Annotated in this window: 19 protein-coding genes; 4 read left to right on the top strand and 15 right to left on the bottom strand. The window is 48.4% G+C overall.

Features of this window, described 5'->3' with window-relative positions; all coding sequences use genetic code 11:
• Window positions 1–41: 41 nt before the first annotated feature.
• The 13 genes from ftsZ to mraZ form a co-directional block, all read right to left on the bottom strand.
• Entirely contained in the window at window positions 42–1,751 is a 1,710-nt protein-coding gene (ftsZ, locus tag ACFQRK_RS01325; protein ID WP_379002849.1) for a cell division protein FtsZ, read from the bottom strand.
• 139 nt (window positions 1,752–1,890) lie between these two features.
• Entirely contained in the window at window positions 1,891–3,237 is a 1,347-nt protein-coding gene (gene ftsA, locus ACFQRK_RS01320) for a cell division protein FtsA (protein ID WP_379002848.1), read from the bottom strand.
• A gap of 4 nt (window positions 3,238–3,241) precedes the next feature.
• The gene (locus tag ACFQRK_RS01315; protein ID WP_379002847.1) at window positions 3,242–4,096 is read right to left on the bottom strand and encodes a cell division protein FtsQ/DivIB; all 855 of its coding nucleotides are present in this window, start codon (window positions 4,094–4,096) and stop codon (window positions 3,242–3,244) included.
• Window positions 4,089–5,444, bottom strand: coding sequence for a UDP-N-acetylmuramate--L-alanine ligase (gene murC / locus ACFQRK_RS01310; RefSeq protein ID WP_379002846.1), 1,356 nt, complete (start codon window positions 5,442–5,444; stop codon window positions 4,089–4,091). Before murC ends, ACFQRK_RS01315 begins: the two co-directional genes overlap by 8 nt.
• A 27-nt stretch (window positions 5,445–5,471) precedes the next feature.
• A complete protein-coding gene (gene murG, locus ACFQRK_RS01305) occupies window positions 5,472–6,575 on the bottom strand; it encodes an undecaprenyldiphospho-muramoylpentapeptide beta-N-acetylglucosaminyltransferase (protein ID WP_379002845.1) in 1,104 nt (367 codons plus the stop codon).
• A 32-nt stretch (window positions 6,576–6,607) separates the two neighbouring features.
• Window positions 6,608–7,783 carry an FtsW/RodA/SpoVE family cell cycle protein gene (locus ACFQRK_RS01300; protein ID WP_379002844.1) on the bottom strand — a complete coding sequence of 392 codons (1,176 nt, stop codon included), beginning with the start codon at window positions 7,781–7,783 and terminating at the stop codon, window positions 6,608–6,610.
• Window positions 7,784–7,857: 74 nt separating this feature from the next.
• Window positions 7,858–9,231 (bottom strand): UDP-N-acetylmuramoyl-L-alanine--D-glutamate ligase, encoded by a 1,374-nt coding sequence (gene murD, locus ACFQRK_RS01295; RefSeq protein WP_379002842.1) that lies wholly within the window; start codon window positions 9,229–9,231, stop codon window positions 7,858–7,860.
• A gap of 1 nt (window position 9,232) precedes the next feature.
• Window positions 9,233–10,477: a phospho-N-acetylmuramoyl-pentapeptide-transferase gene (gene mraY, locus ACFQRK_RS01290; RefSeq protein WP_379002841.1), complete on the bottom strand. Its 1,245-nt coding sequence runs from the start codon at window positions 10,475–10,477 to the stop codon at window positions 9,233–9,235.
• Window positions 10,478–10,483: 6 nt separating this feature from the next.
• On the bottom strand, window positions 10,484–11,941 hold the full coding sequence (locus ACFQRK_RS01285) for a UDP-N-acetylmuramoyl-L-alanyl-D-glutamate--2,6-diaminopimelate ligase (protein WP_379002839.1): 1,458 nt from the start codon (window positions 11,939–11,941) through the stop codon (window positions 10,484–10,486).
• A complete protein-coding gene (locus tag ACFQRK_RS01280; protein ID WP_379002837.1) occupies window positions 11,938–14,031 on the bottom strand; it encodes a penicillin-binding protein in 2,094 nt (697 codons plus the stop codon). The genes ACFQRK_RS01285 and ACFQRK_RS01280 overlap by 4 nt, the downstream gene beginning before the upstream one ends.
• Window positions 14,032–14,056: 25 nt before the next feature.
• Entirely contained in the window at window positions 14,057–14,464 is a 408-nt protein-coding gene (locus ACFQRK_RS01275; RefSeq protein ID WP_379002835.1) for an FtsL-like putative cell division protein, read from the bottom strand.
• A 7-nt stretch (window positions 14,465–14,471) separates the two neighbouring features.
• Window positions 14,472–15,377, bottom strand: a complete 906-nt coding sequence (rsmH, locus tag ACFQRK_RS01270; protein ID WP_379002833.1) for a 16S rRNA (cytosine(1402)-N(4))-methyltransferase RsmH — start codon at window positions 15,375–15,377, stop codon at window positions 14,472–14,474.
• Window positions 15,370–15,840: a division/cell wall cluster transcriptional repressor MraZ gene (gene mraZ, locus ACFQRK_RS01265; RefSeq protein WP_379002831.1), complete on the bottom strand. Its 471-nt coding sequence runs from the start codon at window positions 15,838–15,840 to the stop codon at window positions 15,370–15,372. The genes rsmH and mraZ overlap by 8 nt, the downstream gene beginning before the upstream one ends.
• A 232-nt stretch (window positions 15,841–16,072) precedes the next feature.
• Here mraZ and ACFQRK_RS01260 point away from each other — a divergent pair, with 232 nt between their 5' ends.
• From ACFQRK_RS01260 to ACFQRK_RS01245, 4 genes are all read left to right on the top strand, one after another.
• Complete coding sequence (locus ACFQRK_RS01260) at window positions 16,073–16,480, top strand: hypothetical protein (protein ID WP_379002828.1); 408 nt, start codon at window positions 16,073–16,075, stop codon at window positions 16,478–16,480.
• A gap of 169 nt (window positions 16,481–16,649) precedes the next feature.
• Window positions 16,650–17,333: a response regulator gene (locus tag ACFQRK_RS01255; RefSeq protein WP_379002827.1), complete on the top strand. Its 684-nt coding sequence runs from the start codon at window positions 16,650–16,652 to the stop codon at window positions 17,331–17,333.
• Between the two features lie 57 nt (window positions 17,334–17,390).
• Window positions 17,391–19,139 (top strand): aspartate--tRNA ligase, encoded by a 1,749-nt coding sequence (gene aspS, locus ACFQRK_RS01250; RefSeq protein WP_379002826.1) that lies wholly within the window; start codon window positions 17,391–17,393, stop codon window positions 19,137–19,139.
• 47 nt (window positions 19,140–19,186) lie between these two features.
• Window positions 19,187–20,566 (top strand): LutB/LldF family L-lactate oxidation iron-sulfur protein, encoded by a 1,380-nt coding sequence (locus ACFQRK_RS01245; RefSeq protein WP_379002825.1) that lies wholly within the window; start codon window positions 19,187–19,189, stop codon window positions 20,564–20,566.
• A gap of 2 nt (window positions 20,567–20,568) precedes the next feature.
• Here ACFQRK_RS01245 and mgrA read toward each other — a convergent pair whose 3' ends face one another.
• The gene (mgrA, locus tag ACFQRK_RS01240) at window positions 20,569–21,603 is read right to left on the bottom strand and encodes an L-glyceraldehyde 3-phosphate reductase (protein ID WP_379002823.1); all 1,035 of its coding nucleotides are present in this window, start codon (window positions 21,601–21,603) and stop codon (window positions 20,569–20,571) included.
• A 61-nt stretch (window positions 21,604–21,664) separates the two neighbouring features.
• Entirely contained in the window at window positions 21,665–22,666 is a 1,002-nt protein-coding gene (gene tsaD / locus ACFQRK_RS01235; protein ID WP_379002821.1) for a tRNA (adenosine(37)-N6)-threonylcarbamoyltransferase complex transferase subunit TsaD, read from the bottom strand.
• Window positions 22,667–22,702: the final 36 nt, after the last annotated feature.

Raw genomic sequence — 22,702 nt, 5'->3', positions numbered from 1 at the left:
CTCCACCAAACAGTTATGATTGACAAATAGGTATCGAGTACCTAGTCTACATTGTCATGCAAAAAAGAATTGTTTGGCCGGATTTCCGTAATACCCTCGTCGGTGGATAACGTAAATCTCGAAACCTGTGACTCTGATGAATGCGGCACATTGTCCAGCGCCATTTGCTTTCTTCGATACGCCGGTTCCGTTTCCAACTCCTGAAGACCGTTTGCTGACTTTAACTTCATACTTAATTCCTTTAAGCGCAAAATACGCTCTTTGGTTTTCAGCAATTCTTTTTCCACATAATCGGGAGTTTTGTGCTCGTCGGCCTTGTAGACCGATTCCGCAGGCGCCGGCGCCGACGGAGTCACGTCCGGACGATCCTGCCCGATGGTTGTTGCATCGTTCGTTCTAGGCACCGAATCTTCGGCCACCGACGGAAGTTCAAAATGAAACGCGGATGGCGTAGTTTTCACTTCGTAGCCATCGTTGTCTGGCTCGCGCTCTTCGACTTGCCGCTCCTGAGGTGCCAATGTGTGACGGATAATCCCATCTTTATCGGGGGTACTGTTCCGTAGCTGGGGCTTTGATACCGGGTTACTGAAGAGATCCACCTGTTGCGCAGTCGGCCGCGGCATATCCCGCTCCTCTGCGTCCAGTTTCATCACCGGTTCACTGTTTTCTGCCGCATCGGCTTCCTTCTGGACAAATCGATTAATTGGCTTAACATACGGAATTTTTGATTCCTCGGGAGTCAGGGGAATTTCGATCCGCTCATTTGCCTTCTCCTTTATCCGCTCTTCGGACGTTTGGAAACCGGTGGCGATAATCGTTACGGACAACTCATTTTCAAACGACTCATTGATACAGTTACCCCAGATCAAATCGGCCGAAAGACCGGCCTTGTCCTGGATGTAATCGGTAATGATGGTCACTTCGTCCATCGTTACCTCCTGTTTACCCGAAGTGATATTAAGCAAAATATAGCGTGCTCCCTCGATCTCGTTATCCTTAAGCAGCGGTGATGCCAATGCTCCCTCTACCGCTCGTAGTGCCCGTTGATCACCTTCGGCAACCGCGTTGCCCATAATAGCTACGCCGCTGTCGTTCATTACCGTCCTGACGTCTTTAAAATCGACATTGACATATCCGGGAATGGTAATGATCTCGGCAATACCCTTTGCGGCGGTAGTCAGGATATCGTCTGCCTTGGCAAAAGCGGCTGTCATGGTAAGATTACCGAAAATGTCCCTTAGCCGGTCGTTCGAAATAACAAGATAGGAATCGACATATTTTCGAAGCTCTCCCAGCCCTTCCTCAGCCTGAACGCGCCTCCTTTTGCCCTCAAACGCAAACGGGGTGGTTACGATCGCCACCGTAAGAATACCCAATTCCTTGGCTGCTTTGGCCAACACAGGGCTCGCCCCCGTACCGGTACCACCGCCCATTCCGGCCGTGATAAATAGCATCTTGGTGTTTGATCCCAACATGCGCTTGATGTCTTCGATGCTCTCTATCGCTGAATTCTCCCCGACCGTGGGGTCCGCTCCGGCTCCCATACCTTCGGTAAGGCTTGCTCCCAGCTGCACCTTGTTGGGGATAGGGCTCAGTTCGAGCGCTTGGGCATCTGTGTTACAGACTATGAAGTCAACCCCGCTGATTCCTTGTTTATACATGTGGTTGACCGCATTTCCACCGCCCCCACCAACGCCAATTACCTTAATAATTGCCGATTGTTCCTTTAACATTTCAAACTTGAAAGACATAACTCAATCGTATTTTGCTCGAAAAGAGCGTTATACAAAATTCAATTCGACCCTACAATCGTAGCGTAATATTAGCACTTTTTACACAATAGTTTTCCACAACTGTTAATAATGTGGAAAAAACAGCAGTTGTTGAAAATTATTTCTTGCCTAAATAACTTTCGTCGTCAATCTCGTTGCCGTCTTTGATAATATCCTTGAACCACTTGAAGAAACCCTTTTCTTTGTATCCCTTTTCGGTGATCTCCCTGACCGACAGTTGAACACCTTGCTTTTCATTCAGCTCGGCTTGTTCTTCCTCTGCCTGGATACCCTTGATCAGCAGGCCGATTCCGGTTGCGTACAGCGGGCTCTTCAGTTCGTCATACACATTTTTCGGCAATACCTCGTTCTTCGCCAAGTGCTCGTTCGGGAATCCCACGCGGCAATCGATGCCGGTGATGTATTCGACAAGCTGCACGAGATGCTTTAGTTGCGCACCGCCCCCGGTTATGACAATTCCCCCGATGAGCTTATTTTCGTATCCAGAAGATTTGATCTCGTAATAGACGTGTTCGATGATTTCCTCCATCCGGGCCTGGATAATGTATGCCAGATTTTTCACGGAAATCTCCTTGGGTTCGCGTCCCCGCAATCCCGGCACGCAAATCACTTCGTTTTCCTTATTTTCATCGGCCAATGCCGAACCAAATCGGATTTTCAGTAGTTCTGCTTGGTTGCGCAATACCGCACATCCCTGCTTAATGTCTTCGGTTACGATATTCCCCCCCAGTGGAATTACCGCTGTATGGCGGATGATTCCTTCGTGGAAGATGGCTACATCTGTGGTTCCTCCGCCTATATCTACCAGAACAACGCCGGCATCTTTATCTGCCTCATCCAACACCGCTTCCGAAGACGCAAGTGGCTCAAGGATAAGATCTTGCACTTCCAGCGACGCATTATCAATGCATTTCTTAATGTTCTTAATGGCACTCACATGCCCGGATATGATGTGAAAATTAGCTTCCATTCGTCGACCGGCCATCCCGATGGGATCCTTGATTCCGGGTTCGTTGTCAATGGTAAATTCCTGGGGAAGCACATGGATAATCTCTTCACCCGGGGGCAGCACCAACTTATACATATCTTCGATCAGCCGTTCGATGTCCCAGCGACTGATCTCATTATCGTCTTTCCGCGTAAGAATGCCCCGATGCTGAATACTTTTAATATGCTGTCCTGCAATTCCGACGTTAACAACTTTGACATCCACGTTAGACTGCCCTCCGGCTTCTTCCACCGCCTGAACAATGCTATTGACGGTCTTTTGGATATTGGCTACAACACCCCGGCTCACACCCGAGGATTCGGCTTTACCTACGCCGAGAATTTCAATTTTTTTCGCTCCGCTGCGCCTGCCTACCGTGACGCATATCTTCGTGGTACCAATGTCAAGTCCCACTACGATTGGCGAGTCTCTTTCGGTTTTCATTTTGGTCTTCATAACGCTATTGTGTAATGTTGCTTCTATTTTGTTGTATTGAATCCTGAATGATGATGTCTTCGGGCTTAAAACCATCGCTTCGTTCGCAGACGACCTGCCCGGCAAATTTTAGATTAACTGACTTATATGCGCCCATACCCGTTTTGGGTACAATCTTGGTATAAAACATTTTCAGTTTCTCAAATTTACGTTCCAGCGAATCGGCGTTACCCAATATAATCTGCTGACTGCCTACACGAGGTACCAGCTCGATGTCTTGTTGCTCGTTTACATACAATTGCACAACCTGGTTACTCCAGACACTATCGCCGTTGATAAATTGGGCGGTCCTGAATACATCTTTGACCAATTGACTTTCGATGCTGTCGAGCGCACCATTGTATGGTTCGGAAATGTGTCCGTTTACCACCGGCACGTGCGGAACATACTTCAGGGATACAGGCATTTTATGTCCCTCTATGTCGATGTAAAAATCCAGTCCTTTTTCGTTGATGACGCGGACGACAGCCTCCCGCTGTTTAACACGCACAGTTAACAAACCGTCCATATCGATGGTCACGATGGCGGAAAAAACAAAGGGAATTTGCCGTAAATCTGCCTCCATATCGTGAATGGGAATGGATTCCAGCGTACGCCCAACCAGCTCACCATACTTTTCGACCAACAAAGCCATGATGTCCTTTTGCTCAATGAACGACTCATTTCCCAATACAATGACCTGCACGTCGGAACAAGCCTGTTCACTGCTCTTGGTATTAATGAATCCCATCAGCAATACCGACCCTGCCAGCACGAGCGCCCCCACCCCTGCGTACAGCAGATTCCGCCAATTAAATCGATAAGACCGTAGTCTAAACATCTTCCAAAATCGCTTTCAAGGGTTCTACCAATAAATCTACGTCGCCCGCGCCTACGGTTACCAACAGCTCCGGTCTGTGTGTACGCACATAATCCGTTATCGAATCCGGTGTCGCCATGTGTTTATCCGTTAAGGCGATTTTTTCAAGCAGCATCCGTGAATCCACACCCTTAATCGGCAATTCCCGTGCTGGATAAATATCCATCAGCAATAAGGTATCTACGTTGGAGAGCACCTCCGCGAACCCATCAGCAAAATCGCGGGTACGGCTATACAAATGGGGTTGGAACACGGCTGTCAGTTTCCGTTTAGGATAAAGTTGCCGCACTGCCGAGAGAAACGCCCGTAACTCTTCCGGATGGTGGGCATAGTCATCAATATAGATCGTGTTATCGGTTTTCACGATGTATTCAAAGCGGCGCTTTACACCGGAAAATGATGATAATGCCTTCACAATTTTCGCTTCGGGGATCTGCAATTGTTGCGCAACGGCAATAGCCGCAACTGCATTCTCGACGTTGTGTTTCCCCGGCACTCCTATGTGCACATCCGTTATCTGCCCACCTTGCCAAATATAATCAAAGAAGAACTCGCCGTTCTTCACGTGTATCCGATCGGCATAGGCATCGGTCGGCGTACCGGCGGCATAGCGTATGTTACCCTCAAATGGCAATCCTTCCTTAACAATACTCGTTCCATCTTTATGCAGCTGCTTCAGGAATAAGGCGAACGATTCATGCAAATGATTCTTGTCCCCATAAATATCCAGGTGATCCGGATCAGCAGAGGTCACTACCGCGATGTCCGGATATAACGTCAGGAAGGACCGGTCGTATTCGTCTGCCTCCACTACCACCACTTCGCCGGTCGAAAAAAGCACATTGCTTCCGTAATTCGTACTGATTCCGCCCAAAAAAGCTGAGCAGCCATACCCGCTTTCTGTCAGAATATGGGCCACGAGCGTGGACGTAGTGGTCTTTCCGTGCGTTCCGGCCACCGCAATGGTAAACCGGTTTTGGCTGATCAGTCCGAGTACCTGTGAACGCTTAAACAAGGTATGCCCCAGTTGCTGGAACTGATTAAGAATATGCAGCTCCGCAGGGACCGCTGGTGTATAAATAATCAAGGTATGTTCGTCAGGAACCTTAAAGGAATCATCCACTAACGTAAAATCGTCGGCATACATGACAGAAATCCCTTCGGAAACCAGTTGTTTGGTTAGCGCGGTTTCCGTTTTATCGTATCCGCCCACCAAACAGCCGAGGTGACGGAAATACCGAGCCAAGGCGCTCATGCCAATTCCGCCGATTCCGATTAGGTAAACCTGTCTGATGTTATCAATGTTCATGTGTATCGCGCTATCAGCTATTTTTTTTTACTTATTTGCTGCCAATTTCAGGACTTCACGTGCAATCACTTCGTCCGCATTCGAAATCGCTAATTGTTTAATATTCGTTTCCAGTGTTCCGCACAAATTGCGGTCATTCAACAGATTCAAGGCCGTATCGACCAGTCTTTGCGGGGCTTCGGCATCGCTTACCATCAGGGCCGCCCGTTTATTCACCAATGCCAGCGCATTTTTAGTCTGGTGATCTTCCGCGACATTCGGCGACGGCACTAAAACAACCGGTTTGCCTACCACACAGAGTTCCGCGATGGTACCGGCACCTGCCCGGGCGATGATGACGTCCGCAGCCGCGTAGGCCAGGTCCATCCGGTGCAGGAAAGCGGTCAGTTTTACATAATCTTGATACTTCCCTTCTATCGACCGACGGAGTCCTTCGTAATAATACTCGCCGCACTGCCAAATCACCTGTACGCCTGCGTTGACCAGTTTATCTAAGCCCGCGCGCATACATTCGTTCAAAGTACGCGCCCCTAGGCTTCCACCGGTCAGCAGGATCGTTTTCCGATGGAGTGAAAGGCTTAACAACTCGGCGGCTTCAAATCGTTTATTATGGATAGCGACCGACTCCCGCCTGATCGGATTTCCGGTAAAAAGGATTTTTTCCTTCGGGAAAAAACGTTCCATTCCTTCAAAAGCGACACATATCTTATCGACTTTTTTACCCAAACGTTTATTGGTGATGCCCGCGTAGGAGTTTTGCTCCTGAATCAAGCAGGGTATGCCCATTTGAGCGGCGGTATGGAGCAATGGTCCAGATGCGTAGCCACCCACCCCGACGGCGACATCCGGTTTGAAATCACGCACTATCTGACGTGCCCTGCTGATACTTTTATACAATTTGAACGGCAACGCAAGGTTCTTCCATAGCGATTTCCTATCGATACCCTGGATATCTAAACCCACGATTTCATAGCCAGCAGCCGGTACCTTATCCATTTCCATTTTTCCATTAGCCCCTACAAAAAGTAGCCGGGTAGCGGGTTCCAACCTCTTCAGGGCATGAGCAATGGCTATCGCAGGGAAGATGTGTCCCCCGGTGCCCCCTCCGCTGATTATGATACGTTTTGCCATTGGTCGTTACCTGATTAATTAGTTTATTAAAATCATCCCATTGCCGGAATTTCGCCGATCACAACCTTTTTGGTGCGGCTTTCGACGCCTCTCTCCTTCAGCTCGTCGATATTCCGGCTTACGCTTAAAATAATTCCGAAAGCGACGCTGGTGAACAATATAGACGTGCCCCCCATACTCACCAAAGGCAGCGGAATACCGGTTACCGGACCGAGTCCGACGGCAACCGCCATATTCCCCAGTGCCTGCAGGGTAAGGCTAAAGCCTAATCCTGCAGCCAGTAGCGCACCAAAGGCTTTGGGACTCAGCGTAACGATACGGATACACCGGAACATGAGTACCACATATAAACACACCAATATGAAGCCCCCGACGGTTCCGTATTCCTCGATGATGATTGCAAAGATAAAGTCCGAATAAGGATGCGGCAACACGTTCCGCTGGGTGCTATTGCCGGGGCCTTTGCCGAATAGTCCGCCGGTGGCAATTGCTATTTTTGCGTGATCGGATTGAAACGACTTATCGTCGTCGGCAGCCTCGCCGTTGAGATAGGTTTGTACGCGCGACATATAGGTTTGTCTCCTGGGTCCCAATGAAACCACCAAAACCAGAAGGACAAAAACGCCCAGGCAAACATACGCAATCTGCTTAATGCTGATCCGCCCGATAATCAATAGCAATACGCTGACGCCGAACAGCATCAGTGCCGTCGAAAGGTTCGCGGGTGCAATCAGCGCAAAAATGAGGCATACCGAACCCATAATCGGCAGGAATGCCTTTTTCACGTCTTTGATATTTTCCTGTTTGCGGGTCAATGTTCGCGCCAGAAAAGTAATCAACGCTAATTTGGCCAAGTCGGACGTTTGAAACGTTTGGTTAATCACCGGAATGGTCAACCACCGGTTTGCATCGTTGATCGTATCTCCGAAAATCAACGTATATAGCAACAGTGGAATCGTAACGGCCATTAGAATTTTGGAAATACCTGCATACCAGCGATAATCCAGCAAATGTGAAAAATACATCAGCGCAAAACCGCCGAAAATCAATAACGTATGCTTAATAAGGTACACCTCCGTGCCTTTACCTTCTTTATACGCCAACGTTCCGACGGAACTATATACGGCTAATAGTGACCAAACGGATAAGATAATGATGATGATCCACAACCACCGGTCTCCTTTTAGTTTCGAAAATGCCTTTTCCATGTCTTTGTTAGTTATCAGCTATCGGCTTTTTTGTGCCCAACAGGTGGCTTACAGCCTCACAATCAGGTTTCCTCTTATAAATTCATCACGGCTTCCTTAAACTGTTCGCCCCGGTCTTCGAAATTCTTAAACCAATCGAAACTTGCGCAGGCTGGCGACAACAGCACCGTATCGCCCTTTTGAGCCAGGTGGGATGCTATTTCGACGGCATCGCGCATACTTGAGCTGTTTACAATAATCTGCGCATCTTCTTCTAAGGAGTCATAGATCCGCGAATTATCCTTCCCAATACATACGATAGCCCGTACTTTGGTGCGCACCAGGTCGCGGAGCATCTCGTAGTCATTGCCCTTATCCACTCCCCCCATAATCAGGACGACCTGTGGGGCAAGGCTTTCCAATGCATACCATACCGCATTTACATTCGTGGCCTTAGAGTCATTGATGTAATTGACACCGGCGATGCAAGCTACAAATTCAAGGCGGTGCGGGATGTTTTTAAAGGACCCCATGCTTTCCTTCATCGAAGCATTACGGAGTTCCTGCGCTTTGGCCACCAATCCGGAGGCCATGTTGTTGTACACATTGTGTTTGCCCTGAAGCGAAAGTTCGTTGATATCCATTGTAAATGTATCTTGGTGTGGTATATTAATTTCTATTTCATTGTGGGTATTCAAGTATGCCCCTGGCTCGATCCGCTTTTCAATACTGAAAGGCAGCGTGGTCGCCAAAGGATGGTGTCTTTCCAAGCCTTGTACCGTAATCGGATCATCGGCGCAGTAGATAAATAAATCTTCCGGCCGTTGATTCCGGATGATGCGGAACTTAGAATCGACGTAATTTTCCAGGTTATGGTCATACCGGTCCAGATGGTCGGGTGTAATATTAAGCAACACGGCTACATCGGCGCGGAAATGCTCCATATCATCGAGCATAAAGCTGCTCAGCTCTAACACGTAATAATCGTATTGTTCGCGGGCAACCTGTAAAGCGAAGCTCCGCCCGATGTTGCCCGCCAACCCGACATGGAGGCCACCGCGGCTCAAAATATGCCAAGTGAGCATCGTGGTGGTCGACTTTCCATTGGAACCCGTTATGCAAATCAGCTTCGCATCGGTATATTGTGCGGCAAATTCGATTTCGGCGATCACGGGGATCTGAGCGGCTTTCAGTTGCCGCACGATGGATACCGTTTGCGGTATCCCCGGGCTTTTGATTACCAGATCGGATTCCAATATTTTTGATTCACTGTGTGCCCCTTCTTCGTAGGATATGCCCGCTTCCTGTAATTCCTTCTTGTAGTGGTCGGCAATTTTTCCGCTGTCCGACACCCAAACGTCAAATCCTTTTTTCTGGGCAAGTATAGCCGTTCCAACGCCGCTCTCGCCAGCACCCAGCACCGTAATTCTACCTTGCTGCGGATAGTGATATGTTGGTATTGCTGCCATACTATCTTATTTTTAAGGTAACAATGGTCAGTATTGCCAGGATAACTCCCAATATCCAGAAGCGGGTTACGATTTTTGCCTCGTGATACCCTTTTTTCTGGTAATGATGATGCAAAGGCGCCATCCGGAAAATCCGTCGTCCCTCTCCATATTTCCGCTTCGTGTATTTGAAGTAGGATACCTGCATGATTACCGATAAGTTTTCGATCAGAAATACGCCGCATAAGATCGGTATGAGCAGTTCCTTACGTATCAGAACGGCAAATGCCGCAATAATACCCCCGATAGCAAGGCTTCCCGTATCGCCCATAAATACCTGGGCTGGGTAGGAGTTGTACCAAAGAAATCCCGTACATGCCCCAACGAAGGCGCCTGCGAAGATAACCAGCTCGCCTGAATTGGGAATATACATAATATTCAGGTAATCCGAGAAAATCACGTTACCGGATACGTAAGCCAAAATGGCCAGCGTGGCGCCGATCGTAGCCGATGTACCCGTTGCGAGTCCGTCGATCCCGTCGGTAATATTGGCGCCATTGGACACCGCTGTTACAATAATAACGACGACCAATAAAAACACAACAAATGTGAGGACAGGGCTGTTAAGGCCAAATATGCTCAACACTTTCGCATAGTCAAACTCGTTGTTTTTATAAAAGGGGATATTTGTTTTTGTCGACTTGACGTCCTTTGTATAATATTTTTGTCCGGTGCTCTCCTGTACGTGTGCTTCGACCTGGCTTCCGGGCACCGGATTCGCCACCGTTTCACGCACCACGATTTGGGGATGAAAATACATCGTACAGGCAATAATAATCCCCAATCCCACTTGACCCACAATTTTAAAACGGCCGGCCAATCCTTCTTTGTTTTTGCGGAATACCTTAATATAATCATCCAAAAATCCAATGGCTCCCATCCAGACGGTTGTGATCAGCATCAGGATTACATAGATGTTTTCCAACTTAGCAAATAATAACGTTGGGATCATGATTCCAGTAATGATAATCAAACCACCCATGGTTGGCGTACCCTGTTTCTTCTTTTCCCCCTCAAGTCCCAGATCCCGAATGGTTTCCCCTACCTGCTTTACCCGTAAAACACGAATCAGGCGGCTGCCGTATCCCGTGGTGATAATCAACGACACAATCACTGCCACAGCCGTACGGAATGAGATATACTGGAACAAGCCCGACCCGGGGATATGTACGTACTGTTCGATCCAAGTGAATAGATAATAGAGCATATGGCGTTATTGTTCGTTAAATGCGTTACTTAAAACCTGCTTGTCATCAAAATCAAAACGCTCACCGTTGATTTCCTGATATTTTTCATGGCCCTTTCCCGCGATCAGGATAATGTCCCCCGGCTGTGCCAGATGACAGGCCGCCCGGATCGCCTCCCGCCTATCGGCAACGGAAAAAACCTTTCGCTTGTGGTCTTCAGGAATGCCCGCCTCCATATCGTGGATAATCTGCATGGGATCTTCCGTGCGCGGGTTATCCGAAGTGATGATAACTTTACTACTGTTTTTTACCGCGACAGCTGCCATTTGAGGCCGCTTGGCTTTGTCTCTATCACCGCCGCATCCCAGCACCGTGATGACGTGCTCATCCTTTTTCCGGAGATCGTTGATGGTTTCCAGTACATTCCGCACTGCGTCGGGTGTGTGTGCATAATCGATAATGCCGATGACGCCCTTGGAAGAGATCAGGGTATCAAAGCGCCCCTCGGCTCCGCTGATATTACTCAGCGCGGTAAGCACTTTCATAGTTTCCTGTTCCAGCAGGATGGCAGCGCCGTATACCGCCAGTACGTTATAGGCATTGAAGCCTCCCACTAGCTTCACCCATACTTCCTGGCCGTCCAGGTTGAGCAGCATCCCATCGAAATGACTTTCAATCACCTTTGCCTTGAAATCGGCCATACTCCTGATTCCATAGGTCTTTTTGTGCGCAAACGTATTCTGAAGCATGACCGTCCCGTGCTTGTCGTCGGCATTGGATAGTGCAAAAGCATACCGATCAAGTCCGTCAAAAAAGGTCTTTTTTGCTTTTATATATTCGTCGAAGGTTTTATGGAAATCGAGGTGATCGTGCGTAATGTTTGAAAAAATCCCTCCGGCGAAGTTCAGGCCTGCAACTCGCTGCTGTACGATCGCATGGGAACTTACCTCCATAAAGCAGTAATCGCAACCGGCTTCCACCATCTCGTGGAGGAGACTATTGAGTGCGATAGGGTCCGGAGTTGTGTGGGTTGCAGCTACAACACGGTCGCCCACCTGATTCTGAACTGTGGACAGCAATCCAGCTTCGTAACCCAGTTTGCGAAAAAGTTTATACAACAGCGTTACAATGGTGGTTTTCCCATTCGTTCCCGTTACCCCCACAAGCCGCAACTGTTTGGACGGATTCCCGTAATAGTTAGCGGCTGAAACACCCAACGCAAAAGCGGTATCATCTACCTGTACATAGGTAACGTGATCCTGACTTTTTTCGGGAAGCTGTTCGCAAAGTATCACGGACGCCCCGGCAGCTATGGCCCCGTCGATAAACCCGTGTCCATCCGTATGGGTCCCGACTACCGCTACAAACAAGCTTTCAGATCCGACTTTGCGCGAATCGAAACATAGGTTGCTCACCGTTACATTCAGGTTACCGATTACCTGACGTACGGGTATGCCGTGGAGTATGTCCTTCAACGCCCTCATTGCAATTCAATCGATATCGGAGTTCCTATTTTTATCTTTTGTCCGGCCGCCAATGATTGTGAGACCACCTTACCTTTGCCCTTAACCTGGGTGCGATATCCCGCGTTTTCGAGTGCATACAACGCGTCGATCAGCCCCATTCCTGTCACATCAGGGACGACACCTTCGTTGATCTCGGTATCCGAAAAAGAGATTCCCTTAACCGTGTCAATCGACTGCATCGGCTCCGCAGAAGCGTACGTTGTTTTGATACCCAACGCTTCAAACACCTTTAGTGTTGCGGCCTTCGAACCTTTCAATGACTGAGGAAGCTCGGTATTCCCCACAAACCGCATCCGATCAAAATCACTTTGCAGATTGAGGTCGTTGGCATACACCATATCTGCCAATTCGCGAAATACCGGTCCGGCAATGGAAGCGCCGTAGTAGCCATTGCGCGGGTTACGAACCACCACAATCATGGAATATTTGGGATTATCGGCCGGAAAGTACCCGGCAAACGACGACTGATATTTCCGGTTTCGGTAGCCCGCTGCTCCGTCGGCCATTTGGGCAGTGCCGGTTTTACCGGCGGCCGGAAACAGCGGATTACGTAAGCGCTTACCAGTTCCTTCAATCATCACTCCTTCCAGCATTGCACGCAGTTTACCGATTGTGCTCGGAGAAGCGATTTGTTCTTCAATCACACGGGGCTCGAAGCGCTCGATGGTATTTCCGAGGTGCCTGATTTCTTTTACAAACAACGGGGCAACCATTTTTCCATTATTCGCTACCGCATTATACAAAGTAAGTGTCTGCAGCGGCGTCAGCTTCAACTCGTAACCATACGCCATCTGCGGAAGAGAGAGCCCACTCCAGCTTTTGCTTTCAGGTGTTTTGATCAGCGGATTACCCTCACCTGGGATCTGGAGGCCCAGCGGCTCATTGAGATGCAGCGCATGCAGGCGCTTGGTAAACGCCGCCGGGTTGTTTTTGTAATGGGTATTGATAATTTTGGTTATGGCAACGTTTGACGAAACTTCAAATGCTTTTTTTACGGTCACCGTTCCGTAAGCATGCGTGTCCTTAATGGTGTGCCGATGCACCTGATAAGTTCCATTACCCGTCTCCACAATGGTATTGGTGTCAATTTTACCGTCTTCCAAAGCCACCAGATAAGACGCCAGTTTAAACGTCGAACCCGGCTCGGCGCTCTGCGCAATGGCATAGTTGAATTTCTCACGGTATTTACCGTCACTATCTTTGGTAAAATTGGCAATGGCTCGGATTTCGCCGGTCGCCACTTCCATCAAAACCACGCAACCATTATCAGCATTGCTCGCAATTAACTGCTTTTCCAATGCACGTTGAGCCATATCCTGCATATTGACATCGATCGTCGAAATAATGTCCGAACCATCGACCGGTGCCACCTCGATTTCACGGTTCACCGGCATCCATACTCCACCGGCTATGCGTTGCACCAACCGCTTACCACTTTTCCCATCGATGTATTCGCCGTATGCACCTTCCAATCCTACGTTCACATCTTCGGTGGGTATCTTGTAACCGATTGTCCGTGCCGCCAAGTTAGTGAACGGCAGGATCCGCTTGTTTTTGCGTTCCGCAATCAGCCCTCCTTTATATTTGCCCAGATTAAAAACGGGAAACTCCCGGACCTGCTTTAATTCCTGGTGGCCCACATCACGCTTAATTAAATAATACCTATTTTTTTTCTTCCGGGCTTCCTTCAGTAACCGCGAATACTGGGCGGATGATTTGTCTTTGAAAAACAGGGCTAATTTAGCGGCCAATGAGTCTACTTTTGAATAAAAAACATCGTTATCTTCAATACCTGGAGCCAACAAATCCATCCTGAGGTCATACTCGGGCACCGACGTAGCCAACAAGCTACCATCATTTGAAAAAATATTACCCCGTACGGCTTCTACATCGATATAACGGGTAGACATGCTATCGGCCTTTGCCTGCCATACTTCTCCCTCCACGTATTGCAAATGGAAAAGTTTTACCAGCACAGCTACCGCAAACAACACGATCAGTCCGAAGGACAGGTACGCTCTCAGTAATATGTCGGTTCTGATGTTCATGTCTGTGTCATTTAAAATCCACCCGCTAATTTTTGGGTTTGATGATCCTTATTTTTTTGGGTGGTTCGGTACGTTCTTTCAGTCCCATGCTGTCCACCCTTTTGGCAATCTCAGTTTGTGTAGTCATCTTCATAAGGTCGGCCGAGAGGGATTTGTAGTCCCAATTCATCTCCTTTACCTCTTTTCCTAAATGATCTATCTCGCGCACTGTCCGCTCGGCGTAATGCCTATTGGCGATGTATATAATCGCCAACAATCCGACAAATGCAATAAACGGAATGTACCCTACAAATGCTGTCGACGAAAGCCAATCGGAGCCAAACAGCGATTGGAAAAACGTACGGGTGGCATCTGCTTTTTCCTCCACCGTTTCTTGCAGTTCCACTTGTTGTTCTTCACTCAATGGCTGTTGTTTATATACATTCCTTGCCATAGCTTTTCTATACTTTCTCTGCCGCCCTTAGTTTTGCGCTCCGAGCGCGGCTGTTATGACTCACTTCAGCCTCACTTGCAACCATTGCTTTCCGGGTGACCAACTTTAGGGGCTTAATTTCCCGTCCGAAAAAATCTTTTTCCACCTCTCCTTTAAATTTCCCCTTCGCCATAAAGTTCTTTACCAACCGATCTTCCAATGAATGATAAGACATCACCACCAACCGGCCACCGGGTTTGAGCATTGATACACTTTGCTGGAGGAATTCCTGCAGTGCTTCCAACTCACCGTTTACCTCAATGCGTAATGCCTGAAATAGCTGCGCATAATATTTATGTTCCTTGCCGCGTGGAACCACTTTCTTTACCACGCTTTTCAACGTTTCCACGGTATGAAGCGGCTGACTGGCCCGTGCAGTCACGATCGTTTTTGCCAATGTGCGCGCATTCTGCAGTTCGCCATACATTCCAAAGATGCGGTGAAGTTCCGCCTCGGAATAGGTATTCAGCACCTGTCTGGCATCCAGCTCTCCGGCCTGATCCATACGCATATCCAACACCGCCTCGAAACGGGTGGAGAATCCTCGCTCAGCACTATCGAATTGATGGGAAGATACCCCCAGATCCGCTAAAATGCCGTCGACCTCCCGGACGCCGTGAAGCCGCAAATTATTTTTCAAAAACCTGAAGTTCTGATGAATGAGCACGAATCGCCCGTCATCAATTACGTTTCGCAACGCGTCGGGGTCCTGGTCAAACGCATATAGCTTCCCATTCGGGCCCAATTGCCTTAACAATTCCTTTGAATGCCCTCCGCCCCCAAACGTGACGTCTACATACACCCCATCCGGCTTAATCGCCAGCGCCTCCATGCATTCGCGGAGCATTACGGGTATATGATACGCGTTATTCATCCTCTTCGGCAGCTAAGTTTCCACCCATCACTTCTTCCGCTAGTGCGGCAAAGTCATCGTCTTCGTCATCTTCCCACAACTGATTGTATGCGTCTTTAGACCACACTTCTATCTTATTGAACTGACACGAAAGCACAATATCCGCTTCGATCCCGGCATATTCCAGCAAGGATTTAGGCAGCAGCACGCGGCCCGCCGAATCCAATGTCAACTCCGTGGCGCCCCGTGTAAAATCGCGGATAAACTTTCTATTTCGTGCCACATACTGATTCAATTTTGCTAACCGGGCCGTAATTTTATCCCACTCCCCTCTTGGGTAAACGACAAGATGTTTCTCAAAACCGCGATTAATTACAAGCCCAGACTGCTCTACTTCAGGCATTTGCCTTTTGAGCGCAGCTGGCAGCACCATCCTTCCCTTGGTGTCTAACTTGCAATCAAATTCGCCTATGAGATGACTCATACCTACATGTTACCCAATAAATATGATGTAAAAGTAGATATTTGCTCCACTTTCTCCCACTTTTTCCCACAAAAAAGTTTTCCACATGCAAATCACCCGTTTCCTTGGCCAAAATGACGCGAATTGACACTTGTAGTGGAATCGCTACAAATCCAAAAATAGCGCGGAGTTTTAACCGGTTTCCCCTGGTTTTATCGGCATCTTTGTGCTTATAAACACCTATAAGACTGCTATGCATTTGACCGCTGTTGTCAAGACATTATTCTTAGTCATCCTATCACTTTTATCGTGCAATAAAAGCCAGGAGTTATTTCCTCAGCAATGCGATTGCCATATCGAAGCATTACAAGTATCCGGACCAAGCTTAGTGACCTACCAGGTATCTGCTTATAGCGATGCGTCCGTGAACTCGATTACCTACCAAACCAGCAAGGGAAAGGTAACGATTCAGCCTGATTCAATTCCGTTTGCCGTCAGTGTCCAATTAAACAAGGGGGACCGTGCCGTTTTGACCGCCACCGGCAATCCAAAAGGAGGAAGTATAATTTTGGGGTACGAAGTACAGGAGAAGGATTTTCCCACCCCTCGTAGCAGCAGTACCTCCAGGGTATGGATCGTAAAAGACGGCACTTGTCAATGATCAATTATCATGAAAGCCTCAAGGAAGCACTCAAAATAGCTGATTAAAAGATGAATACAATAATGTAAGCAAATTCCTACAACAAAAAAAGCGCAGTCTATCTACTTTAGCCTGCGATTACAGATCAGGTACTGAATTATTATAAAGTCATTATAACCATATCGATCCCATGAGACGAAAAAAGATACTTATCGTAGAAGACCAGCTTATTATCACGATGGATTTGGAGTATATGCTTGAAGAATTGGGTTACCAGGTATGCGGGGTTTCAACGACCTATGAAGATGCTGTATCCGCGATAAAGAGCAGCCAGCCCGATTTAATACTGATCGACATTATTCTTTCCGGCGAAAAAACCGGAATCGATCTCGCGCATGAAATCAACAGGAACTACCGCATCCCGTTTATCTTTCTGACGTCTCATGCCGACCGCAGCACCATCGAAGCGGCGAAGTCAACGAAGCCGTCGGGATATATCGTCAAACCGTTCAACCGAAATGACGTATATGCGTCCATCGAGATCGCTTTTAATCACATTGAGACAAAAGAAGAAGACCAAAACATCTTTCTCCCTGACGGGAGACACAAGACAAAAATACCGGTAGATGAAATGATCTACGCGCACGCCGAAGGAAACTACACGACCTTTATTACCACGAGCAAAAAATTTGTGCTCCGCAAATGCTTGAAAGAAGTTTCCGAAACCATCCTAACTAACAAAAAATTTATCCGGATACATAAGTCCTATCTGATCAACAAGGACGCCATCCGGGCACGCAGTGCATCGAACATTTTACTAAACAACGGCGAAAATGTGCCGTTGGGCCGCGCGTACGCCGGAAGCTTGTGCTGATGATGTTGTGGTTGTTCCGAAAAAACCGCTATTTTTGCCGCTTAATATAACGGAAAAATGCATAGAACACATACGTGCGGTGAATTGACCCTTTCGGATTTAGGTAAAACAGTTATTTTGAGCGGATGGATCCAAAAGTCTCGTGATCTTGGCGGAATGACATTTATCGACGTACGCGATCGTTATGGGATCACCCAGTTGGTGTTTGATGCTGCAGACGACGAGGCCTTGCGGAGCAAGGCCCGGGAATTGGGAAGAGAATACGTCATCAAAGTCACCGGTCGGGTAATTGAACGGGAAAACAAAAACCCCAAATTGGCTACGGGCGATATCGAGCTAAAGGTTACGTCGCTTGACGTACTGAATCCGGCCAACCTACCGCCATTTACCATTGAAGATGAAACCGACGGGGGCGATGACTTGCGGATGAAATATCGCTATCTGGATCTTCGACGGAATCCCCTTCGTAACAATCTTATATTACGCCACAGGCTGGCTCAAGAAACACGTAGATACCTGGATGGGCGACACTTTTTGGAAGTGGAAACACCGGTATTGATCAAATCTACGCCCGAAGGCGCACGCGATTTCGTGGTGCCCAGCCGTATGAATCCGGGGGAATTTTATGCGCTCCCCCAATCGCCGCAGACCTTCAAGCAATTGCTGATGGTTTCCGGCTTTGACCGATATTTCCAGATCGTGAAATGCTTCCGCGATGAAGACCTGCGTGCGGATAGACAGCCCGAATTCACTCAGATAGATTGTGAAATGGCGTTTGTGGAACAGGAAGATATTCTGCAGGTTTTTGAGGGCTTAATCAAACATTTATTTAAAACCGTAAAAGGCATTGATTTACGTGACATACCGCGTATGCCTTATGAACAGGCCATGCGCCTTTACGGTTCGGACAAACCCGATCTCCGTTTTGGAATGCCATTCGTGGAGTTGAACGATGTGCTCAAGGGATCGGGATTCCCCGTATTTGACCAAGCCGAGTTGGTCGTGGGCATCAAAGCCGAGGGGTGTGCTAACTATACCCGCAAACAACTGGACGCCTTGACCGATTTTGTAAAGCGCCCCCAGATCGGTGCCAGTGGATTGGTTTATCTCCGCTATGCCGATGACGGTACACTCAAGTCATCGGTCGACAAATTCTACACCCCTCAGCAGCTTGAGCTGTGGGCCGCTGCTTTTGACGCGAAGCCTGGGGATATGCTATTGGTAATGGCGGGACAAACCGATAAAGTAAGGAAGCAATTGTGCGAACTTCGTCTCGAAATCGCTTCGCAACTTGGATTACGGGATAAAGGCAAGTATGTTCCCCTATGGGTAGTGGATTTCCCACTGCTGGAATGGGACGAAGATAGTGGCCGGTATCACGCCATGCACCATCCCTTCACCTCTCCGAAACCCGAAGACATCCCCTTGCTGGATAGCGAGCCGGGCAAGGTTCGCGCTAATGCGTACGATTTGGTTATCAATGGCACCGAAGTGGGCGGTGGCTCGATCCGTATACACGATCGCCAATTGCAATCGCTATTATTCAAGCACCTTGGTTTCAGTCCGGAGGAAGCACAAAAGCAGTTCGGTTTTCTCCTGGATGCATTCACATATGGTGCGCCTCCACATGGTGGCATTGCATTCGGCTTTGACCGGCTAGTCGCCTTGTTTGCCGAAATAGACAGCATCCGTGACGTGATTGCCTTCCCGAAAAACAATTCCGGAAGAGACGTCATGATTGATTCGCCGTCGAGCCTATCCGCTGAGCAATTGACGGAATTGGCCATCGCGACGAAGCACTCATGACAACACTTTTGATTTTTATTCGTTATTAGTGTAGAAATACGCTTCATATGCCGTCTGTACAAGAAATCGCTTTCCTGAAAGACAGTGCTGCCAAGGCATTTGAACCTCGTCATCGGCAAATCATCAATTATAATATTGATAAGTACGATACCGCGGTCCAAATCGGGCTATCCCATTTCCACCACATCGAGAATTCCAAACGTAAAGCCCATATTATCAAGTGGCGGGTGATGGAAACCCTGGATAAGCTCTTGCCCGAGTTTGAATCGAATTTCGTCCAAAAGGGTGGTAAAGTCATCTGGGCCAACGACGCCGACGAGGCACGGGAAGAAATTTGGAAAATCATGCAGCGTTCCGGCGCGAAAACGGTGGTGAAATCAAAATCCATGACCACCGAGGAAATTGATCTGAATGACTTTCTTGAAAAAAAAGGCGTCAAAACCCTGGAAACGGATCTTGGCGAATACATTGTACAGCTACTTGGCCAAAAGCCCTACCACATCGTCACCCCTGCCATGCACCTTAGCCTGCAAGATATTGCCGAGCTCTTTCATCAGCGTTTCGGCACGCCCATTGACGCAAGTGCGCAGGAACTCACCCTCAAAGCACGGGAACTACTCCGCGAACCATATACGTCGGCAGATGTAGGCATTACGGGAGGGAACTTTCTCATTGCCGACACGGGCAGTATTGCCATTACGGAAAATGAAGGGAATGCACGGCTCTCAACAACCTTCCCCAAGATTCATATCGCCATTGTAGGCATTGAGAAAATCATTCCTTCCCTGGCGGATCTCGATTTGTTTTGGCCGCTGTTGTCCAGTCATGGTACGGGGCAGCGTCTTACCGTATACAACAGCATTATCGGTGGCCCCAGGCAAGCAGACGAAACGGACGGACCTGAGGAAATGTATGTAGTACTTCTGGACAATGGCCGCACCGATTTATTGGCGCAAAAGGAACAACGACAAGGCTTATATTGCATTCGTTGCGGTGCCTGTCTAAACGGCTGCCCCATTTACAAAAATGTGGGCGGGCATACCTACCATACCACGTACAGCGGGCCTATCGGTTCGCTGATTACCCCTCACCTTCGAGGAATGGAGGAGTTTAAGCACCTTAGCTATGCGTCAAGTTTATGCGGGAAGTGCTCTGAAGTCTGCCCCGTAAAAATAGACATTCATCAGATGTTGTTGCTTAACCGGCGGGACGCGGTAAGCAAGGGCATCGTCGCCAAAACTGAAAAATTAGCGTGGAAGGGCTTTACTTTTGCAATCACCAAGCGCAAAATGATCGACCTATTCGGTGGAAAGATCAAAAACTTTCTGCTCCGACGGTTTTTCCGGAAAGCATGGGGCAAACACCGGAAGCTACCTGAGCTTGCTGAAAAGTCTTTTAGCAGACAATGGAAAGAAAGGGGTAGATAAAACTACCCAAGTTCTGCCGATTTTGCCCAGATATTGAGGCCTCCGTCTTTGGCGTAAGTGTCGATTTCTGCCAGTTCATCGACAGAAAAATCAAGATTTTTCAATGCTCCTACACAATCGACTACCTGCTCCGGCCTGCTGGCACCGATCAGCGCAGACGTGACGCGTCTGTCTCGCAGCACCCAAGCAATGGCCATCTGCGCGAGTGTCTGTCCACGCCGCCTTGCGATCGCATCAAGTTCCCTTACATTTGCCAGATTTTGCTCGTTCAGAAAGTCGCTATGAAAAAAATGCTTGATATTTTTTGCCCGACTATCGGCGGGCACTCCGTTCAGGTATTTATCGGTTAACAATCCCTGTGCCAACGGAGAAAAAACAATCGATCCGATACCCAATTCGTCCAATGCCTCCAACAATCCGTCGTCTTCCACCCAACGATTAAGCAACGAATAACTTGGCTGATGAATGAGACAAGGTGTGCCCAATTCCCTCAGAATTGCCGCTGCCTCCCGCGTGCGTCTGGAATTGTACGACGAAATCCCTACGTACAGTGCCCTACCCGACCGCACGATATGATCCAGCGCCATCATGGTTTCCTCCAGGGGTGTTTCCGGGTCAAACCGATGCGAGTAGAAGATGTCAACATAGTCAACCCCCAGCCTTTTCAGGCTTTGATCGCAGCTCGCTATCAGGTATTTTCGGCTTCCCCATTCGCCATAGGGGCCCGGCCACATCTCATACCCCGCTTTTGAAGAAATAATCAGCTGATCGCGGCAACCGGCAAAGTCTTCTCTCAGTATCCGGCCAAACGTGGATTCGGCACTGCCTGCCGGAGGGCCGTAGTTGTTAGCCAGGTCGAAGTGGGTAATGCCCAAATCAAACGCTTGCCGGCATATCGCCTGTTTCGTGTGGTGCGGAATCGTATCGCCAAAATTATTCCACAGCCCGAGAGAAATTGCGGGAAGCTTCAATCCGCTCCGTCCGCAACGGTTGAACAGCATGTTTTCGTAACGGTCCACATTGGGAGTCCAGTTCATGTATTTGTTTTTTTTGAGTTTTTGTGTATTAGTTGTCAGCTACGGGGCCGTTGGCCAGCTCTCATAAACCATATCTAGCCTGCGGTGCCACGTCCTGCCCTACAAAATCGCGAGCAAGGTACTTATAGTGCCCTGCGATGGCAATCATGGCTGCATTATCTGTGCAATACTCGAATCTCGGAATAAATACACGCCAGCCCTGTTCTTCACCCAGTTCGGTTACGGCCGCCCGAAGTCCGGAATTAGCGGAAACCCCACCGGCCACTGCGATATCCATCACCCCGGTCGCTTCTGCTGCCCGCTTTAATTTACTGATCAAGATGGACACAATGCGCGCCTGCACTGATGCGCATATATCATCGAGATGATCGTGGATGAAATTAGGCTGTTCTGCTTCCATTTTCTGTACAAAATAAAGGATCGACGTCTTCAAGCCGCTGAAACTGAAATTCAGGCCAGAAATCTGAGGCTCGGGGAATGCAAACGCGTTCGCATTCCCCCGTTGCGCATAGCGATCAATCAACGGTCCGCCCGGGTACGGGAGTCCCAGTATTTTTGCGGTTTTGTCAAAAGCCTCTCCGGCGGCGTCATCCAGTGTTTGCCCGATCAGCTCCATTTGGAAATAATCCTTCATTAGCACCAATTGTGTGTGGCCTCCGGAAACCGTAAGACACAAAAACGGAAATTCAGGAGCCGGTTCTTCGATAAAATGCGCAAGTATATGCGCTTGCATGTGGTTAATATCAATTAGTGGAATGTTCCGTGCCAGCGCGAAGCCTTTGGCGAATGAAGTCCCGACAAGTAATGACCCCAATAATCCCGGCCCGCGTGTAAAGGCTACCGCATCTATGTCATTTTTATGTACTTTTGCCGCACGGACGGCCTGTTCCACCGTAGGAATGATGTTTTGCTGATGTGCTCGTGAAGCCAGCTCCGGCACTACACCGCCAAATTTTTCGTGGACGGTTTGATTAGCAATAATATTCGAACAGATTTTTCCGTCTATACAAATGGCGGCGGATGTCTCATCGCATGAAGATTCAATGCCAAGGATAATGGACATGGATACTATTTTGAACGCTTAATTAGGAGCAAATTT

The organism is Parapedobacter sp. GCM10030251 (assembly GCF_042666505.1).
Lineage (GTDB): Bacteria > Bacteroidota > Bacteroidia > Sphingobacteriales > Sphingobacteriaceae > Parapedobacter.
The sequence above is the reverse complement of the archived record's forward strand: the minus strand, read 5'-3'. Positions and strand labels throughout refer to the sequence as shown.

Bases quoted from the DNA above. Each gene is read 5' to 3' on its own strand.
- ftsZ (WP_379002849.1), bottom strand. From the start codon at position 1,751: ATGTCTTTCAAGTTTGAAATGTTAAAGGAACAATCGGCAATTATTAAG.
- ftsA (WP_379002848.1), bottom strand. From the start codon at position 3,237: ATGAAGACCAAAATGAAAACCGAAAGAGACTCGCCAATCGTAGTGGGA.
- ACFQRK_RS01315 (WP_379002847.1), bottom strand. From the start codon at position 4,096: ATGTTTAGACTACGGTCTTATCGATTTAATTGGCGGAATCTGCTGTAC.
- murC (WP_379002846.1), bottom strand. From the start codon at position 5,444: ATGAACATTGATAACATCAGACAGGTTTACCTAATCGGAATCGGCGGA.
- murG (WP_379002845.1), bottom strand. From the start codon at position 6,575: ATGGCAAAACGTATCATAATCAGCGGAGGGGGCACCGGGGGACACATC.
- ACFQRK_RS01300 (WP_379002844.1), bottom strand. From the start codon at position 7,783: ATGGAAAAGGCATTTTCGAAACTAAAAGGAGACCGGTGGTTGTGGATC.
- murD (WP_379002842.1), bottom strand. From the start codon at position 9,231: ATGGCAGCAATACCAACATATCACTATCCGCAGCAAGGTAGAATTACG.
- mraY (WP_379002841.1), bottom strand. From the start codon at position 10,477: ATGCTCTATTATCTATTCACTTGGATCGAACAGTACGTACATATCCCC.
- ACFQRK_RS01285 (WP_379002839.1), bottom strand. From the start codon at position 11,941: ATGAGGGCGTTGAAGGACATACTCCACGGCATACCCGTACGTCAGGTA.
- ACFQRK_RS01280 (WP_379002837.1), bottom strand. From the start codon at position 14,031: ATGAACATCAGAACCGACATATTACTGAGAGCGTACCTGTCCTTCGGA.
- ACFQRK_RS01275 (WP_379002835.1), bottom strand. From the start codon at position 14,464: ATGGCAAGGAATGTATATAAACAACAGCCATTGAGTGAAGAACAACAA.
- rsmH (WP_379002833.1), bottom strand. From the start codon at position 15,377: ATGAATAACGCGTATCATATACCCGTAATGCTCCGCGAATGCATGGAG.
- mraZ (WP_379002831.1), bottom strand. From the start codon at position 15,840: ATGAGTCATCTCATAGGCGAATTTGATTGCAAGTTAGACACCAAGGGA.
- ACFQRK_RS01260 (WP_379002828.1), top strand. From the start codon at position 16,073: ATGCATTTGACCGCTGTTGTCAAGACATTATTCTTAGTCATCCTATCA.
- ACFQRK_RS01255 (WP_379002827.1), top strand. From the start codon at position 16,650: ATGAGACGAAAAAAGATACTTATCGTAGAAGACCAGCTTATTATCACG.
- aspS (WP_379002826.1), top strand. From the start codon at position 17,391: ATGCATAGAACACATACGTGCGGTGAATTGACCCTTTCGGATTTAGGT.
- ACFQRK_RS01245 (WP_379002825.1), top strand. From the start codon at position 19,187: ATGCCGTCTGTACAAGAAATCGCTTTCCTGAAAGACAGTGCTGCCAAG.
- mgrA (WP_379002823.1), bottom strand. From the start codon at position 21,603: ATGAACTGGACTCCCAATGTGGACCGTTACGAAAACATGCTGTTCAAC.
- tsaD (WP_379002821.1), bottom strand. From the start codon at position 22,666: ATGTCCATTATCCTTGGCATTGAATCTTCATGCGATGAGACATCCGCC.